The sequence below is a fragment of the Xylophilus sp. Leaf220 genome (genome assembly GCF_001421705.1).
Lineage (GTDB): Bacteria > Pseudomonadota > Gammaproteobacteria > Burkholderiales > Burkholderiaceae_C > Xylophilus.
In genome coordinates this window covers 53,841-70,941 of sequence record NZ_LMKO01000026.1, presented here as the reverse complement: position 1 = coordinate 70,941, position 17,101 = coordinate 53,841, and the positions used below count along the sequence as shown (strand labels likewise).

Here is a 17,101-nt window from a genome sequence, read left to right as displayed (position 1 = left end):
AGGGGTAGCAGGTCTACGGGCGACGAGGGGAAGGCGGGTTATAGCATGCGTCCCTTCGCCGATTCGGCGGTTTCGGGGTGGCACGGTCGGCCATCCGCGCGCTTGTCCGACACGCCGGCAGCACCTGCGCCGACGCTGCCAGAATGCGGGTTTTCACTGCCGCGCCTGCCATGCCACGTCCGATCCTCGCCACCGTGCATACCGAGGCTTTGCGCCACAACCTGGAACGCGCGCGCCGTGCGGCTCCCGAGTCGCGGCTGTGGGCCGTCGTCAAGGCCAACGCCTACGGCCACGGCATCGAGCGGGCGTTCGAGGGCCTGCGCGGTGCCGACGGCTTCGCGATGCTCGACCTGGCCGAGGCCGAGCGGGTGCGCGCACTGGGCTGGCGCGGGCCGATCCTGCTGCTGGAAGGCGTGTTCGAGCTGCGCGACCTGGAGCTGTGCTCGCGCCTCGGCCTGTGGCACACGGTGCACTGCGACGAGCAGATCGACATGCTCGCCACCCACAAGACGCAGCAGCCGCACCGGGTGTTCCTGAAGATGAACAGCGGCATGAACCGGCTCGGCTTCCCGCCGCAGCGGCTGCGCACCGCCTGGACCCGGCTGGGCGCGCTGACCCAGGTCGACGAAATCTCGCTGATGACCCATTTCAGCGACGCCGACGGCCCGGCCGGCGTCGCCCGGCAGATGGACGCCTTCCAGCAAGTGACCGCCGACCTGCCGGGCGAGCGCAGCGTGAGCAACAGCGCCGCCCTGCTCCGCCATGTGGACGACGCCCGCTACGGTGTCGCGGTCCGCGGCGACTGGGTGCGCCCCGGCATCGCCCTCTACGGCAGCGCGCCCGACTTCCCCGAGCACGACATCGCCCACTGGGACCTGCAGCCGACCATGACCCTGTCGACCCGGCTGATCGGCGTGCAGCAACTCGCCGCGGGCGACACGGTGGGCTACGGCTCCCGCTTCGTCGCCGACGGCCCGATGCGCATCGGCATCGCCGCCTGCGGCTATGCCGACGGCTACCCGCGCCACTGCGACACCGGCACGCCGGTGCTGGTCGACGGGGTCCGCACCCGGCTGGTCGGCCGGGTCAGCATGGACATGGTGGCGATCGACCTGACGCCGGTGCCCGACGCCGGCTTCGGCACCGAGGTCACCCTGTGGGGCCGCGCCGGCAACGGTGCGGTGCTGCCGATCGACGAAGTGGCCCATGCCGCCGGCACCGTCAGCTGGGAGCTGATGACCGCGGTGACGCAGCGGGTGCGGATGGTGGCCGACCACGACAGCTCGGGCAGCGCCGCGCCGACGGGCGCCCCCGGCCGGTGAAGAACCTCTCCGACTGGCGCTCGATGCGGCTCTGGCAGAGCCGGTTCGAGCAGGACCTGCACCGCCGCTACTGGCTGCGGATGCACGGCTTCGGCATCGGCCTGGTCACGCTCGGCTGCACCTGGGGCACCACCCATGCCCTGATCGTGGCGGGGGTCGGGTCGATGGCGGTGCGCTGGCTGGTCGCGCTGGGCGTGGGCTACTGCGTCTACCTGCTGGTGCTGCGGTTCTGGGCCGCGCGGCTGGTCCGCAGCGACACGCGCATCGAGGACCCGGGCATCACCGACCTGCCCGACCTGCTGCCGGAGCGCAGCGGTTCGGCATCGCCCACGGTGCGCAGCGGCGGCGGGGGCGACTACGGCGGCGGCGGTGCCCATGGCGATTTCGCCGATCTGCCGGAATCCGTGGGCGCGGCAGGCGACTGGGCTGGCGAGGCGATCGGCGCGGCCGCCAGTGCCGAGGAGGGTGCGATCGTCGCGGTGCCGGTGGTGCTGCTGTTCCTGGTGGGCTGCGGCGTGTTCTTCAGCGTGGGGTCGCTGCTGTGGCTGTATTTCGGGTTCGAAGCGCTGCTGGCGGTGGCGGTCGAGCTGGCCTTCGCCGTCGTCACCGCGGGCACCGCCGCCCGGGTGGTGCGCGCCGGCTGGCTGCCGGCCATCGTGCGGTTCACCTGGAAGCCGTTGCTCGGCGCGGTGCTGTGCGCCGGCCTGCTGGGCGCGGTGCTGGATGCGCTGGTGCCCGAGGCCCGCTCGCTTCCGCATGCGGTGCGGCTGCTGAAGGCACGCTGACAGGCGGCAGCCATCCAGACGCAAAAATGCCGGCATATGCCGGCATTTCCTCATCGATCGGCCGGCGCCCGCGGCGCCGGGCGGATCAGTGCTCCAGTGCCTTGCGCTGGTCGCGCAGGGCCTTGATCTGGTCGTGGTTGCGCTGCACGCCTTGCAGCTGGCGCTCGACCAGTGCGCGCACGCTGGCGGGCAGGTCTTCCTTGGCGGCCTTGCGGTACTGGGCCAGGGCGGTGTCCTCGCCGCGCTCGGCTTCGTCCAGCAGCACCTGGTCGGTCGAGGTGGTCAGCGTACTGCGCACGGCGACCCAGCCACGGTGCAGCGCACCGCCGGCCGTGCCGCCTTCGTCGGGCTTGCCGCCCTGGGCGACCACTTCGTTGCGCAGTTCGGCAACGGCGCCGCGGCACTCGTCGGCACGGGCCAGGAAGTTCTGCTTGAGTGCAGGCGACTTGGCGTTCTCGGCCAGTTGCTTGAAACCGTACTCGCCGTCGTGCGAGGTTTCGATGAGGTTGTTGAGAACGTCGATCACGTCGTCGCGGTCTGCTGCCATGTGTATCACTCCTTGGATGTTTGTCGGTATATGCAGCATCGTGTCGATGGCTGCAGCGAGAAACACCTATCTTGGTCGCATGCGCCGGCCCGGCTGTGGGCCTCCGTACCGATGGGATGTAGGAGAAGCCGACGCCTGTCCGGCAGCCGTGCCGGACAGGGCCGCCCCACCGTGGTTCGGAGCGTTCGATAGCCGCAGCCGGCGCTGCGAGCCGACCAGTAGCTATCAAAACAATAGCTAAGCCACGCGCATGACGCCGTCGCCCTGGCGGGTCAGTTGCGCCACCAGCTCCGGCACCAGTGCTTGGCCATCGCCGTGCGACACGGCCTGCGCGAAGGTGTCGTACACCCCTTCCGCGATGGTGCGGGCCGCGCCGCTGTCGGCCGCCATCGCGGTGTAGTAGCCCAGGTCCTTCTGCGCGTTGGCCATGAAGAAGCGCAGCCCCGACGGATCGCCGTCCAGCAGGAAGGGCTTGAGCCGCTCCAGTGCCATGCCGCCGCCGCCGCCCTGGGCCAGCACCTGCACCAGCACCTCGGGCGCCACGCCGCCGCGCGCGGCGCAGGCGGCGGCCTCGGCCAGCAGCGCGACGAAGCCGAGCGACACGTAGTTGTGCAGCAGCTTCATCCGGTGGCCCGCGCCCACCGGGCCGGCGTGGACGATGTTCTCGGCGAAGCAGGCCAGCAGCGGCCGGCATTCGGCGAACAGGTCGGCATCGCCGCCCACCAGCAGGTTCAGGCGGCCCTCGGCGGCCTCCTTGGGCGTGCGGGTCATCGGCGCGTCGAGGAACCGGCCGCCCGCCGCCGCGACGGCCTGCGCCACCCGCTCGGTGGACGACGGGATCGCGGTCGAGCAGTCGATCACCACCGTGCCGGGCCGCAGGCTCCGCAGCACGCCGGGCGCGTCGCCCTCGCCGAACAGGACGGCCTCGACCTGCGGCGTGCCGGTGACGCAGAGGACCACGACCTGCGCCGTGGCCGCGAGGGTGGCGGCGTCGGACGCGGTGGCCACGCCGGCGGCCTTCAGCTCGTCGAGGGGCTGGTTGCCGGCGTGCTCCAGCACGGTGAGCGGATAGCCGTGGCGGGCGAGGTTGCGGGCGATGCCGTGGCCCATCAGGCCGATGCCGACCATGGCGATGGCGGGTTTCATGGGTTTGTCTCCTTGGTGTGTGGGGCGGGTGCCGCCCACCTCCGGCCGGGCGCAGGCGGTGCGGGGTTCGGCCCGCCAGATGATGCCTGCACGGCGGCCGGAGCGCACGGCGCGCCACCCCTCATGCGCTTTCCGCGCATCCATCTGCCATTTGATTGGTTGGAGAACGCCGGGCCGCTGCCCATAGTCCGTCCTCGCACTGCGGCGAAGCGCCGACGCCTTCGCCGCAGCACCCGGCCTACCCGCGAGGACACCCGCCATGGACATTCAACGACGCCATCTCGTCATCGGCGCAGCGCACGGCGCCGCCGCCGCAGGCCTGGGCCTGGCCGGCCTCGGCGCCTCCGCGCAGACGGCCGCCGGCACCGGCGGCGCGGCGCCCGCCACCATCCGGCTCGGGGTGGCGCAGCCGGCCATCGGCAATCCGCCGGGCTTCTACGGCAGCTCCATCTCCATCGCGCACGCCAAGGGCTGGATCGAGGAGGAGTTCGCCCGGGACAACACCAAGGTCGAATGGTTCTTCTTCAAGGGCGCCGGGCCGGCGGTCAACGAGGCCCTCACCACCGGGCAGCTCGACATCGCGTTCCAGGGCGACCTGCCGGCCATCATCGCCAGGTCGGCGGGCTTGAAGACCAAGCTGGTCCTCGCGACCGGCATCCGCTCCAACATCTACCTGGCCGCGCCGCCCGATTCGCCGATCCAGTCGGTGAAGGACCTGCGCGGCAAGCGGGTTGCGATCTTCAAGGGCACCAACGCGCAGCTGCCGATCAACCGGCTGCTGGAGGCCCACGGCCTGAGCGAGAAGGATGTGCGGGTCCTGAACCTCGACACCGCCGCCAGCAAGGCCGCGCTGGCCACCCGCGACATCGACGCGGCCTTCGGCGGACTCGACCTGATCACTTTGCGCGAGAAGGGCACCGCCAAGATCGTCTACAGCAGCAAGAACGACTCGGCCATCTTCACCCGGCAGAGCCACGTGCTGGTGACCGAGGCCTTCGCGCAGAAATACCCCGAGACGACCGGCCGGGTGGTCAAGGCCATCGTGGGGACGGCGCGCTGGGCATCGGACGAGGCCAACCGCGACGAGGTGTTCCGCATCTGGGCGCGCACCGGCTTTCCGCTGCCGGTCTGGCAGGAGGACTACGCCGGCGAGCCGCTGCGGGTGCGCTTCAACCCGCAGTTCGATCCCTTCCTGGTGGCCCGCTACAGGGACGCGGTGGATCAGGCCTACAAGTTCAGGCTGACCCGCGCCAAGTTCGATGTCGATCCGTGGATCGACCGCCGCTTCCTCGACGCGGCGCTCAAGGACCTGAAGCTCGAGACCTACTGGCCGGTGTACCAGGCCAACGGCCAACCCCTGGGAGCATGAGATGACACGCCGACTCCACCTCAACGCCTTCCTCATGGCCACCGGCCACCATGTCGCCGGATGGCGCGACCCGGGCGTGCCGCGCGATGCGGCGCTCGACTTCGCGCAGTACCGGCACTTCGCGCAGACGGCCGAGCGGGCGAAGTTCGACGCGGTGTTCCTGGCCGACAGCGTCGGCATCCGCAGCGTCGACACCTCGGCCACGCTGCACCGCACCGCGCGGGTGTCCAACTTCGAGCCGCTGACGCTGCTGTCGGCGCTCTCGGCCGTGACCGAGCGGCTGGGGCTGATCGCGACCGTCTCCACCACCTACAACGAGCCCTACCACGTGGCGCGCAAGTTCGCCTCGCTCGACCACCTGAGCGGCGGGCGCGCGGGCTGGAACGTGGTCACCTCGTCGAGCGAATCGGAGGCCCACAACTTCAACCGCGACCACCACCCCGAGCACGCGCTGCGCTACGAGCGGGCGCGCGAGTTCGTCGAGGTGGTGAACGGCCTGTGGGACAGCTGGGAGGACGACGCCTTCGTGCAGGACGCGGCGGAAGGCACCTACTACGACGCCGACCAGCTGCACCCGCTGAACCACCGCGGCAAGCACTTCCAGGTGCGCGGCCCGCTCAACATCGCACGGGCGCCGCAGGGCCGGCCGGTGGTGGTGCAGGCGGGCGCGTCGGAGCCGGGCCAGGCGCTGGCGGCGCAGACGGCCGAGGTGATCTTCACCGCGCAGCAGTCCCTGGCCGGGGCGCAGGCCTTCTACGCGGGCATCAAGGGCCGGCTGCAGCAGTACGGCCGCCACCCGGACGAACTGAAGATCCTGCCCGGCGTGTTCGCGGTGGTGGGCGAGACCGCGTCCGAGGCAGAGGAGAAATGGGACGCGCTGCAGGGCCTGATCCATCCCGAGGTGGGCGTGCAATTGCTGTCGCAGGTGATCGGCGGCTTCGACCTGTCGGGCTACCCGGTCGACGGCCCCCTGCCGCGCGGCATCCCCGAGCCCAACGGGCCGAAGAGCCGGTTCCACCTGGTCACGCAGCTCGGCTACGACGAGGGGCTGTCGATCCGCCAGCTGTACGAGCGGATCGGCACCGCGCGCGGCCACTGGTCGATCCGCGGCACCGCGTCGCAGGTGGCCGACCAGCTGCAGGAATGGTTCGAGGGCGGCGCGGCCGACGGCTTCAACCTCATGCCGCCGACGCTGCCCGGCGGCCTGGACGACTTCACCCGCCTGGTGGTGCCCGAGCTGCAGCGCCGCGGCCTGTTCCGTACCGAATACACCGGCCGCACGCTGCGCGAACACCTGGGCCTGCAGCGGCCGGTGCACCGCCGGGTGGCGGCCGATGGCTTGCGGGCCGTGGCATGAGCTTTCCGCACACCCCCAGGCTTCGCATGCTGCGCATGCTTTCGCCTACCCCCTTGCAGGGGGCGACGCTGGCGGACCGGCGGAGCCGGATCCGCGGCGTCCCGGGAGCTGCATGGCGTGATGCGGTGGCGGCTGTGGTGGCGACGGCGCTTGCCGCGTTGCTCGGGCTGCTGCTGGCGTCGCTTGCGGCGCCGGCCTATGCGCAGGCGGCCAAGCCCACGGCGATCCGCATCGGCTTTTCTGCGGCGCCGGTGGGCCAGCCGCCCGTCAGTTCGGGCAACGCGGTCGCGATCGCGCACTGGAAGGGCTGGCTGGAGGAAGAGTTCAAGGCCGACGGGATCGCGGTCGAGTGGTACTTCTTCCGCGGCGCAGGGCCGGCGGTCAACGAGTCGCTGGCGACCGGGCAGCTCGACTTCGCGGCGCAGGGCGACCTGCCGGCGGTGGTGGCGCGGGCCGGCGGGCTCAAGACGCGGCTGCTGCTGGCCTCGGGTGCGCGCAACAACCTCTACGTGGCCGTGCCGCCCGACTCGGCGCTGGCCTCGATCGCCGAGCTGCGCGGCAAGCGGGTGGCGCTGTTCAAGGGCACCAGCGGCCAGCTGCCGACCAACCGGCTGCTCGCCAGGCACGGCCTGGCCGAGAAAGACCTGAAGGCGATCAACCTCGACTACGCCGCGATGCAGGCGGCGCTGGCCACCCGGGACATCGACGCGGCCTTCGGCGGCATGGAACTGCTGAAGCTGCGCGACGCGGGCGCAGCGAAGATCCTGTATTCCAGCCGCGACGATTCGCCCGTCTTCACCCGCCAGAACCATGTGCTGGTGACCGAGGCCTTCGAGCAGGCGCATCCCGAGATCGTGCAGCGGGTGGTGAACGTCATCGTCCGTGCCGCGCGCTGGGGCTCCGACGAGAGCCATCGCGAAGAGGTGCTGCAGCAGTGGGGCAAGGGCGGCACGCCCTACGCCGCCTGGCGCGAGGACCTGCTGGGCCAGCCGCTGAAGGTACGGCTCTCGCCGCTGTTCGACCCGCTGCTGGTCGGGCTCTACCAGGATGCGTCGAAGCAGCTGGTGCAGTTCCGGCTGACCCGCCGCGAGGTGGACGTGGGCCGCTGGATCGAGCGCAAGTACCTCGACCGCGCCCTGCGCGAGCAGGGCCTGCAGCACTACTGGCCCACCCTCGACGCACAAGGCAGGCAGATATGAGCTCCGTACCGTTGTCGCCTCCCCTCGCCTCTTCGCCGCGGGTACCTGCGGAGTCGACCAGGGCCGCGGCCACCGCGCGCACGGCGCCGGCCGTCTCGGTCTGGCGGCGCCGGCCGCGGTGGCTGCGGCTGCTGCTCGCCTGGCCGCTGCCGCTGGCGGTGCTGGCGCTGTGGGCGGTGGCGGCGCACTACGAATGGGTGGCGCCGCAGGTGCTGCCCGCCCCGGCGGCGGTGGCCCGCACCTTCGGCGAGCTGTTCGCCAGCGGCGAGCTGTGGGCCAACCTGGTGGTGAGCTTCTGGCGCGTGTTCTGGGGCTTCCTGGCGGGCGCCGCCGCCGGGCTGGCGCTGGGCGTGGCGATGGGCCTGTCGCCCACGGTCAAGGACTACGTCTACCCGATCTTCAAGGCCTTCAGCCAGATCCCGGTGCTGGGCTGGCTGCCGCTGCTGATGCTGCTGGTGGGCATCGACGAGGCACTCAAGATCATCCTGATCGCCAAGGCCGCCGCGGTGCCGATCGCGATCAACACCTTCAAGGGCATCCAGGGCGTGCCGGTGCAGTACATCGAGCTGGCCCGGGTGTTCCGCTTCACCCGCTGGCAGATGCTGCGGAAGGTGGTGTTCCCGGCGGCGCTGGCGCCGATCTGGAACGGCATCCGCTACGGCCTCACCCACGCCTGGCTGGCGCTGGTGGTGGTCGAGCTGCTGGCCTCGTCCGAAGGGCTGGGCTTCATGATCGTCTACGGCCGGCAGCTGTTCCAGCTCGACGTGGTGATGGCCGCGGTGGTGGTGGTGGGCGCGGTGGGCTTCGCGCTCGACAAGCTGCTGGCGCTGGCCGAGGCGTGGCTGCTGCGCTGGCGCCGGGTGGGACTGTGATGCGGGCCCGCGCTTTCAAGCAGAAAGTGCCTGCAGCCGGCGTACGGCGCCGGCCAGCAGCTACGTTTTTCATAGCAAAGGGCTCGTTGCCCGCCACCCGGGAGCAGCCATGAGCGAGCACCTCACCCATCCCGCCGCCTGGGCCGCGACGCCGCCGGCGCTGGAGGCCGGCACGCTGACGGTGGCGCCGCTCCTGCCGCCCGAGCGGGCCGCGGAGGCACCGGACGCGCCGGTCCGCAAGCGCCCCCGGCCCGCCGTGCCCCGTGCCCTGCGCGGCTGGGTGATCCCGGTGCTGCTGCTGGTGCTCTGGTGGGCGGCGGTGCGCTTCGGCTGGTCGACCTCGCCACTGCTGGTGCCGCTGTCGAAGGTCTGGGCCACCGCGGTCGACCAGGCGGTCACCGGCCAGCTGTGGACGGCGCTGGGCTCGAGCCTCTGGCGCAACCTGGCGGGCTTCGTGCTGGGCGCGACGCTGGGCCTGGCGTTCGGCACCGCGCTCGGCCTGTCGCGGCTGTTCGAGGACGTGGTCGGCCCCAGCTTCCATACGGTCAAGCAGATTTCGCTCTTCGCCTGGATCCCGCTGATCTCGGTCTGGTTCGGCCTGGGCGACCTGGCCAAGGTGGTGTTCCTTTCGCTGGCGGCCTTCTTCCCGATGGTGCTCAACACCTTCGAGGGCATCCGCAGCGTGCCGCGCGAGTACATCGAGGTGGCGCGCGTCTTCGACTTCTCGCGCTGGCAGCTGCTGCGCCGGGTGGTGCTGCCCTCGGCCGCGCCGTCGATCTTCGCCGGCGTGCACCTGAGCCTGATCTACGCCTGGCTCGCCACCCTCGGCGCCGAGTACCTGCTGGTCTCGGGCAAGGGCATCGGCAACACCCTGGTCGACGGCCGCGAGCACTTCTGGATGGACCTGGTGCTGTTCGGCGTGATCGTGGTGGGCATCGTCGGCTTCAGCCTCAACTGGCTCGCGTCGCAGCTCGAACGCCGTTTATTGGCCTGGCGCGGCACCAGCGTCGCGCATTTCCACTAGGAGACATTCCATGGCCCACGCCGGCACCCTCGCACTGCGCCACGTCCACAAGACCTACCAGGTCGACGGCCAGCCGCTGCCCATCCTCTCGGACATCACGCTGTCCATCGCGCCCGGCGAATTCGTCAGCATCGTCGGCACCAGCGGCTGCGGCAAGTCGACGCTGCTGCGCCTGGTGATCGGGCTGGAGGACGACTACCAGGGCGAGATCCTGCTCGACGGCCAACGCATCGTCGGCACCAGCCTCGACCGCGGCATCGTGTTCCAGGAGCACCGCCTCTTTCCGTGGCTGACGGTGGAGCAGAACATCGGCCTGGGCCTGCTGAACGCGCCGCTGCCCGAGGCAGAAAAACGCGCTTCGGTGCAGCGCCACATCGCGCTGGTGGGGCTGGAGGGCTTCGAGAAGGCGCATCCGCACCAGCTCTCGGGCGGCATGTCGCAGCGGGTGGCCATCGCCCGCGCGCTGGTGAACCGGCCGGAGATCCTGCTGCTCGACGAGCCCTTCGGCGCGCTCGATGCGATGACCCGCGCCCACCTGCAGCAGGAGCTGCACCGCATCTGGCAGGCCGAGGGCATCACCATGATCCTGGTGACCCACGACGTGGAGGAGGCGGTGTTCCTCGGCGACAAGGTGGTGGTGATGGAGCCGCGCCCCGGCCGCATCCGCCGCATCGTGCCGGTCGGCCTGGCGCATCCGCGGCGGCGCGCCGACCTCGACTTCGTGCGGATCAAGGACGACGTGCTGCGCGAGTTCGCCGGCCCCGACGGCGCGCCCGCCGCGCCGCCGCTGCGGCCCGCGCCGCGCACGCCGCTGGCGGGCGACTGGCACTTCGCGATCTGAATCCCGCCGCCCCGTTCCGCATCCCGTTTTTTTCAACCGCAGGTGATTCGCCATGAGCACCGTACTGAACGCACGTCCGTCCGCCGAGCCCTCCGTGGCCGACGCGGCCCTCGACATCCGCCCGCTGGCCGGCCGCATCGGCGCCGAGATCCGCGGCGTGCGGCTCTCGGGCAACCTGGCGCCCGAGACCTTCGCCGCCGTCAAGGCCGCGCTGCTGCGCCACAAGGTGCTGTTCTTCCGCGGCCAGCAGCACCTGGACGATGCGGAGCACGAAGCCTTCGGCCGCCTCTTCGGCCCGATCGAGCCGCACCCGACCGTGCCCTCGCCCGACGGCCGCACCCTGCTGGAGCTGGACTCGCGCCACGGTGGCCGGGCCAACTCCTGGCACACCGACGTGACCTTCGATGTGGCGCCGCCGCAGGCCGGCGTACTGCGCGCGGTCACGATTCCCGAGATCGGCGGCGACACCGTCTGGGCCAACACCGTGGCCGCCTACGAGGGCCTGCCCGCCCCGCTGAAGGCTCTGGCCGAGAATCTGCGCGCCGTCCACGGCAACGACTACGACTATGCGGCGGTGCGCGCCGACGGCGGCGAAGAGGCCGGCCGCAAGCGCTACCGCGAGGTGTTCACCTCGACCCTGTTCGAGGCCGAGCATCCGGTGGTGCGGGTACACCCCGAAACCGGCGAGCGGGCGCTGCTGCTGGGCCACTTCGCCAAGAAGCTGGCGGGCTATTCCACCCACGATTCGCAGCGCCTGATCGAGATCCTCACCGGCCACATCCTGCGGCTGGAGAACACGGTGCGCTGGCGCTGGACCGAGGGCGACGTCGCCGTCTGGGACAACCGCGCCACCCAGCACTACGCGATCAACGACTACGGCGACGCCCACCGGGTGGTGCGCCGGGTGACGGTGAGCGGCGACGTGCCCGTCGGCGTCGATGGCGTCCGCAGCAAAAAGATCAGGTAATCCCCCTAAGCGACTGCGTCGCTCCCCCATTTCGCTGCGCAAAGGGGGGCACACCCGGTGGCCGGGCGAAGCCCGCTCCACGGGTGCGCTGCTGGACGGCCCCATTTGCGCCTCTTCCTTCTTCTGACCAAGTTGACTTCCGCATGACCCGCCTTCTCCACCTCGCCCGCCGGCCGCTGCTGGCCTCCGCCCTCGCGTGGGCTGCCCTGGCCGGCAACGCCCTCGCCGCCGACCTGCCGCAGGTGATCCGCCTGGCCGCGCCCGAGCAGGGCACCGCCGGCCACTCGTTCGCCGGGGCGCATCCGGTGTCGCTGGTCTATGCCAAGAAGGCGCTGGAGGCCGAGTTCGCCAAGGACGGCGTGAAGATCGAATGGAAGTTCTTCAAGGGCGCGGGCCCTGCGATCAACGAGGGGCTGACCACCAAGCAGCTCGACATCGTCTACCTGGGCGACGTGGCCGGCGTGATCGGCCGGGCCAACGGGCTGCGCACCCGGCTGCTGGCCGGCGTCTCGCGCAGCAACAACAGCTACCTGGCGGTGCCGCTCGGCTCCGAGGTTCGCAGCGCCGCCGACCTGAAGGGCAAGCGCGTCGCGGTGCTGCGCGGCACCGCCTACCAGCTCACCTTCAACCGGCTGCTGGAGGAAGCGGGCCTGACCGAGAAGGACGTGCGCTTCACCAACCTCGACTGGCCCACCTCCAAGGCGGCGGTGGTCAACAAGGACATCGACGCCACCTTCGGCGGCACCGACCTGAACCTGCTCAGGGAGAACGGCACCGCGCTGGTCCCGGTCAGCACCAAGGGTAAGCCGGCGCGGTTCACCATCCAGTCGGGCCTGATCGCGACGCAGGATTTCATCGACCGCTACCCCGAGGCGCTGGTGCGGGTGCTGACCGTGGTGGTGAAGGAGGCGCGCGCCGCCTCCGAGGACAGCCGCCGCGCCGCGCTCTACGACGAATACGTGGCCGCCAGCGGCCTGCCGCTCTCGATCTTCCGGAACGAATTCGACGGCAGCTCGCTCAAGGCGCGCTACTCGCCGCTGGTCGACGACGGTCTGGTGGCCCGCTACAAGGAGGTGGTCGCCGGCAGCCAGCAGATCGGCATCGTCCGCAGCGGCTTCGACGTCGAGGCCTGGGCCGACCGGCGCTTCCTGCAGCAGGCGCTGCGCGCGGCGGGGGCGGAGGACTACTGGGCGCCGACCGGGGCGGATGGAACGGCGGCGAAACCCTGACGCCATCCGCTACGTTATCGATAGCTAGAGGCCGGCTCTGCACGCCGGCTGCAGGCCTTTACGGACTCAGGAATCGGCCTTGTCGGGCTTTTCGGGCTTTTCGCCCTTGCCGTCCGACTTCCCCGGCCTGGCCGTCTTCAGCGGCTTGACCACGCCGTAGCGCTCCTTCAGCGGCTTGCGGACCAACGGCTCCAGCGCCATCGGGTCGTCCTCGATGTGGGTGTCGGGCAGGCGGTCGAGCAGGTCGCGCAGCAGGGTCAGGCGGCCGGCGCGCTGGTCGTTGAAATCGACCAGCGTCCAGGGCGCCTGCGGCGTGTGGGTGGCCTGCAGCATCGCCTCGCGGGCGGCGGTGTAGTCGGCGTAGTGCTTTCGCGCCTCCAGGTCGATCGGCGAGAGCTTCCAGCGCTTGAGCGGGTCGGTGTGCCGCTCGGCGAAGCGGGCCTCCTGCTCGTCCTGGTCGGTGCCCAGCCAGTACTTGAAGAGCAGGATGCCGTCGTCGACCAGCATCTGCTCGAACACCGGCACCTGCCGCAGGAAGGCCTCGACCTGGGCGTCGGTGGCGTAGCCCATCACCTTCTCGACGCCGGCGCGGTTGTACCAGCTGCGGTCGAACAGCACGATCTCGCCGGCGGCCGGCAGGTGGGTCGCGTAGCGCTGGAAATACCACTGGCCGCGCTCGCGGTCGGTCGGCTTGGGCAGGGCCACCACCCGGCACTGGCGCGGGTTCAGGTGCTCCGACACCGCGCCGATCGCGCCGCCCTTGCCGGCGGTGTCGCGGCCCTCGAAGATCACCAGGATGCGCTGGCCGGTGGCGGCGGCCCAGCGGGCCATGCGGGCCAGTTCGATCTGCAGCGGCTCGAGCTGCCGCGCGTAGTCTTTGCGGGAGAAGGATTTCATGGCGCCACTGTGCCACGCGGCCCGCCGGCGTTTGTGCCGGCGCGTATCGGGCCCGGCGCTTTTATTTCGGGAACTACGCGCATACCCGCGTACGGCGGCCGCGGCGAAGGCCTACGCTGCGGCTCACCCGGACGGCTCCCCTGCCCGGGCGCCGCCCGCGCAAGGCCACACCTACGAGATACCCACCATGACCACCGGACTTTTCTGGACCCTGTTCGCAGGCTTCATCCTCGGCCTGCTGATGAACGCCTTCAAGCCGATGGGCATCACCACCGGCATGAAGGCGCTGCTGCTGGCCGCGGGCATCGGCATGGTGGGCGCGCTGGCCGCCAGCTTCGCCGGCCAGGGCATGCACCTCTGGGGCCGCGAGCAGCTGGCCGCCTTCGTCGCCGCCCTGGTCGGCGCCGCGATGCTGCTGGGCGCCAGCCGCTACTTCGTCGGCCGCACCGCCAAGGCCTGACGGCCCGCGGGCGGGCGCGCCGCCGAGGCCGTCAGGCCAGGCGCAGCGCCTGCCGGTCCGCGGTACGGAACACCGCCACCGATTCCACCAGCTGTTCCGCCTGCGCCTTCAGGCTGCCGGCGGCCGCGGCGCTTTCCTCGACCAGGGCGGCGTTCTGCTGGGTGGCCTGGTCCATCTGCGCGATCGCCTGGCCGACGCTCGCCACGCCGGTGCTCTGCTCGTTCGACGCCACCGTGATCTCGCCCATGATGTCGGTCACCCGGGCGATCGAGGTCACCACCTCCTCCATCGTGCGGCCGGCCTGGTCGACCAGGGCGGTGCCCTGCTCGACGCGGCCCACGCTCTCGGTGATCAGGCCCTTGATCTCCTGCGCTGCGTTGGCGCTGCGCTGCGCCAGGCTGCGCACCTCGCTCGCCACGACCGCGAAGCCGCGGCCCTGCTCGCCCGCACGGGCCGCCTCGACCGCCGCGTTCAGCGCCAGGATGTTGGTCTGGAAGGCGATGCCGTCGATCACGCTGATGATGTCGACGATCCGCTTCGAGCTGTCGTTGATGTCGCGCATCGTGGTGACCACCTCCCGCACCACCTTGCCGCCCTGCACCGCGACCGAGGACGCGCCCTGGGCGAGCTGGTTGGCCTGGCGCGCGTTGTCGGCGTTCTGCAGCACCGTGGTGCTCACCTGCTCCATCGACGCGGCGGTCTGCTGCAAGGCCGCGGCCTGCTTCTCGGTGCGGGCGGAAAGGTCCTGGTTGCCGAGCGCGATCTGGGCCGACGCGGTGGCCACGCTGTCGGCGTTCTGGCGCACGCCATCGACCAAGCCGGTGAGCTGTGCGTTCATGCGAGCCAGCGCGGTGAGCAGCCGGCCGGCCTCGTCGCGGGAGTGCACCGCGTCGAACCGGTTGTCGAGCCGGCCTTCGGCCACCGATTCCGCCACGGTGAGCGCCTTCAGGATCGAGCCGCTGGTGCTGCGGGCCACGCTCCACATCACCCACGCCGCCAGGCAGCCGAGCGCGGCCAGCAACGCGCAGACCAATGCGACCTGGCGAACCGCCGCGGCGACCGTGTGGTCGAGTTCCTGGTCGAGCGCCGAGAGGGCGGCAGTGATCAGGTCGAACTGGGCGTTGATCGCCCGGGTCTGGGCGGCGACGAACTCGGGTGCGGGCAGGTCGAGGTTCTCGGCGTTGACGATGCGGGTCTCGGCCAGCTTCAGGCCCTCTTCGGCCGCCGTGTTGGCGTTCGCCAGCAGGGAGCCCAGCGACGCCTGCAGGGCGGGGTCGTTCTTCGCCGCACGGTCGAGGAACTGCCGTGCATCGGCGAACTGGCTGCGGGCCAGCGTCACCAGGCTTTCGATGCGCACCCGCTCCGCCGCGGCGATCTCGCCCTTGGCCAGCACCAGGGCGCCGCGCGCGCGCACCTGGCCGAAGGATTCGGTCAGCCGGGGCAGCAGGTTCAGCACGCCGTTCTGCAGGTGGTAGCCGCTTTCGTTGGGGTGCAGCACGATGCCCGATTCGGTCGCGATGCTCTGCAGCAGCGCCAGTTCCTGGGCCACCAGGGCGGTATGGGCCGCGTTGCTCTGCGGTCCGGTGAGGGTCTTGCCGCGCACGCCGCCGGACAAGGTCTGCCAGGCGCCGGCGACGCCATCGGCCTGGGACGACACCAGCGCGACGCCCATCGCACGGGTGCTCTGCTGCGTCCGGTCGAGCGCCTTGGCCACCTCGGCACCCTTGGCGGTGGCGTCGGCAGCAGCGGCCTCGTTGCCGCCCAGCAGCTGGGCCGACAGCGCCCGGTGCTGCTGCGTCAGCTGGATCAACTGCAGCAGTGCCCCGGCGGGCGGCAGGCCCGAGGTCTCGCGCTCGGCGGTGCGCAGTTCAAGCACCTTGTTCTGGATGAGAAAACCGCTCGGCACGGCGGCCGTCACGAGAGCGATGATGCCGATCAGCAGGAATTTGCCGCGCATCGGAAGGTTCTGGATGGATCTGTTCATTTTGCAGGGTCTGGCGATGCACCAGGACCGGGCGTAGCGGATTGCCACCGCTGCTTATCGACAGATCCGCACCAAGCTTGAGCGCTGCCCGCTAAATACTTCCCGCCGTGTCGTAGACCGCCGCAGGCCGTTCGCCGGCCAGGGTGTGCAGCAGGTTGTCGGTGGCCAGCACCGCCATCGCGCGGCGGGTCTCGTGGGTGGCCGAGCCGATGTGGGGCAGCGGCGTGACCCGGGGATGGGTGCGCAGCGGGGACTCGGCGGGCAGCGGCTCGGTGGCGAAGACATCCAGGCCGGCGGCGCGCAGCGGGCCGTGGTCGAGGGCCTGCAGCAGCGCGGCCTCGTCCACCGTGGCGCCGCGGCCGCCGTTGACGAAGATGCTGCCCGGCTTCATGCGGGCGAAGACGGACGCGTCGAGCATGCCGCGAGTGGCGGGCGTCAGCGGCAGCAGGGCGGCCACGATGTCCGACTGCGCCAGCAGCGCGTCGCGCGGCGTGTGATGCGCCCGGCCCTCCAGCGGCGTGCCGGCCAGCGCGACCGGACGCCGTGCGTGGTAGAGCACCCGCATGCCGAAGCCCAGCGCGGCGCGCCGCGCCACCGCCTGGCCGATGCGGCCGAAGCCCAGCAGGCCGAGCGTCTTGCCGTGCACGTCGGTGCCGAACAGATCCTCGCCGATGTTGTGCTTCCAGCGGCCTTCGCGCACCAGGGTCGAGAGCTCGACGATGCGGCGGCTGGTCGCCATGACCAGGGCGAACACCGTGTCGGCCACCGTCTCGTCGAGCACGCCGGGCGTGTGGCACAGCACGATGCCGCGGGCGTGCAGCGCGGCGAGGTCGTAGTTGTCCACCCCCACCGAGATGCTGGAGACGGCGCGCAGCCGCGGCGCCTGCGCCAGCAGCGCGGCGGTGACCGGGTAGCTGGAGCCGACCAGCCCCTGCGCGGTGGCCAGCGCCGCGTCGAACGCCGGCTTCTGCGCGGCGATGCGGGGGTTGGCGACGGTGACCTCGTGCACCGCCTGCAAGCGTGCGAGCTGGTCGGGCGGCAGCTCGCGGAAGACGAGGACGTGCTGGCGCGGGAGGCTTGTGGTCATGGCGATCCTGTCGGT

The 17,101-nt window shown here is 71.2% G+C and carries 16 protein-coding genes; 11 read left to right on the top strand and 5 right to left on the bottom strand.

Features of this window, described 5'->3' with window-relative positions:
- Positions 1–170 precede the first annotated feature (170 nt).
- Together alr and ASE76_RS17600 are read left to right on the top strand one after the other, a co-directional pair.
- Complete coding sequence (gene alr, locus ASE76_RS17605; protein ID WP_055842622.1) at positions 171–1,322, top strand: alanine racemase; 1,152 nt, start codon at positions 171–173, stop codon at positions 1,320–1,322.
- Positions 1,319–2,107, top strand: a complete 789-nt coding sequence (locus ASE76_RS17600) for a hypothetical protein (RefSeq protein WP_156362867.1) — start codon at positions 1,319–1,321, stop codon at positions 2,105–2,107. Before alr ends, ASE76_RS17600 begins: the two co-directional genes overlap by 4 nt.
- A gap of 85 nt (positions 2,108–2,192) precedes the next feature.
- Here the strand turns inward: ASE76_RS17600 and ASE76_RS17595 are convergent, their stop codons facing one another.
- Together ASE76_RS17595 and ASE76_RS17590 are read right to left on the bottom strand one after the other, a co-directional pair.
- A complete protein-coding gene (locus ASE76_RS17595) occupies positions 2,193–2,654 on the bottom strand; it encodes a PA2169 family four-helix-bundle protein (RefSeq protein ID WP_055842619.1) in 462 nt (153 codons plus the stop codon).
- 237 nt (positions 2,655–2,891) lie between these two features.
- Entirely contained in the window at positions 2,892–3,800 is a 909-nt protein-coding gene (locus tag ASE76_RS17590) for an NAD(P)-dependent oxidoreductase (protein WP_055843055.1), read from the bottom strand.
- A gap of 259 nt (positions 3,801–4,059) precedes the next feature.
- Here ASE76_RS17590 and ASE76_RS17585 point away from each other — a divergent pair, with 259 nt between their 5' ends.
- The 8 genes from ASE76_RS17585 to ASE76_RS17550 all read left to right on the top strand — a co-directional run bounded on the left by ASE76_RS17585 (position 4,060) and on the right by ASE76_RS17550 (position 12,658).
- The gene (locus ASE76_RS17585) at positions 4,060–5,169 is read left to right on the top strand and encodes an aliphatic sulfonate ABC transporter substrate-binding protein (protein ID WP_055842616.1); all 1,110 of its coding nucleotides are present in this window, start codon (positions 4,060–4,062) and stop codon (positions 5,167–5,169) included.
- Position 5,170: 1 nt separating this feature from the next.
- Positions 5,171–6,526 (top strand): LLM class flavin-dependent oxidoreductase, encoded by a 1,356-nt coding sequence (locus ASE76_RS17580; protein WP_055842613.1) that lies wholly within the window; start codon positions 5,171–5,173, stop codon positions 6,524–6,526.
- A gap of 137 nt (positions 6,527–6,663) precedes the next feature.
- The gene (locus tag ASE76_RS17575; protein ID WP_236698513.1) at positions 6,664–7,725 is read left to right on the top strand and encodes an ABC transporter substrate-binding protein; all 1,062 of its coding nucleotides are present in this window, start codon (positions 6,664–6,666) and stop codon (positions 7,723–7,725) included.
- Positions 7,722–8,597, top strand: a complete 876-nt coding sequence (locus ASE76_RS17570) for an ABC transporter permease (RefSeq protein ID WP_055842606.1) — start codon at positions 7,722–7,724, stop codon at positions 8,595–8,597. Before ASE76_RS17575 ends, ASE76_RS17570 begins: the two co-directional genes overlap by 4 nt.
- A gap of 109 nt (positions 8,598–8,706) precedes the next feature.
- On the top strand, positions 8,707–9,621 hold the full coding sequence (locus ASE76_RS17565; protein ID WP_082448694.1) for an ABC transporter permease: 915 nt from the start codon (positions 8,707–8,709) through the stop codon (positions 9,619–9,621).
- A 10-nt stretch (positions 9,622–9,631) separates the two neighbouring features.
- A complete protein-coding gene (locus ASE76_RS17560) occupies positions 9,632–10,462 on the top strand; it encodes an ABC transporter ATP-binding protein (RefSeq protein ID WP_055842603.1) in 831 nt (276 codons plus the stop codon).
- A 52-nt stretch (positions 10,463–10,514) separates the two neighbouring features.
- Positions 10,515–11,429, top strand: a complete 915-nt coding sequence (locus tag ASE76_RS17555) for a TauD/TfdA family dioxygenase (RefSeq protein ID WP_055842600.1) — start codon at positions 10,515–10,517, stop codon at positions 11,427–11,429.
- A gap of 143 nt (positions 11,430–11,572) precedes the next feature.
- Positions 11,573–12,658: an ABC transporter substrate-binding protein gene (locus ASE76_RS17550; RefSeq protein ID WP_082448693.1), complete on the top strand. Its 1,086-nt coding sequence runs from the start codon at positions 11,573–11,575 to the stop codon at positions 12,656–12,658.
- Between the two features lie 66 nt (positions 12,659–12,724).
- Here the strand turns inward: ASE76_RS17550 and ppk2 are convergent, their stop codons facing one another.
- Positions 12,725–13,555, bottom strand: coding sequence for a polyphosphate kinase 2 (gene ppk2, locus ASE76_RS17545; RefSeq protein ID WP_055842598.1), 831 nt, complete (start codon positions 13,553–13,555; stop codon positions 12,725–12,727).
- A gap of 187 nt (positions 13,556–13,742) precedes the next feature.
- On the opposite strand from ppk2, the gene ASE76_RS17540 reads away from it, so the two are divergent.
- Complete coding sequence (locus tag ASE76_RS17540) at positions 13,743–14,015, top strand: hypothetical protein (RefSeq protein ID WP_055842595.1); 273 nt, start codon at positions 13,743–13,745, stop codon at positions 14,013–14,015.
- A gap of 31 nt (positions 14,016–14,046) precedes the next feature.
- On the opposite strand, the gene ASE76_RS21410 is transcribed toward ASE76_RS17540, so the two are convergent.
- Positions 14,047–15,999, bottom strand: a complete 1,953-nt coding sequence (locus ASE76_RS21410) for a methyl-accepting chemotaxis protein (protein ID WP_055842592.1) — start codon at positions 15,997–15,999, stop codon at positions 14,047–14,049.
- Between the two features lie 91 nt (positions 16,000–16,090).
- Positions 16,091–17,086: a D-glycerate dehydrogenase gene (locus tag ASE76_RS17530; protein ID WP_055842590.1), complete on the bottom strand. Its 996-nt coding sequence runs from the start codon at positions 17,084–17,086 to the stop codon at positions 16,091–16,093.
- Positions 17,087–17,101: the final 15 nt, after the last annotated feature.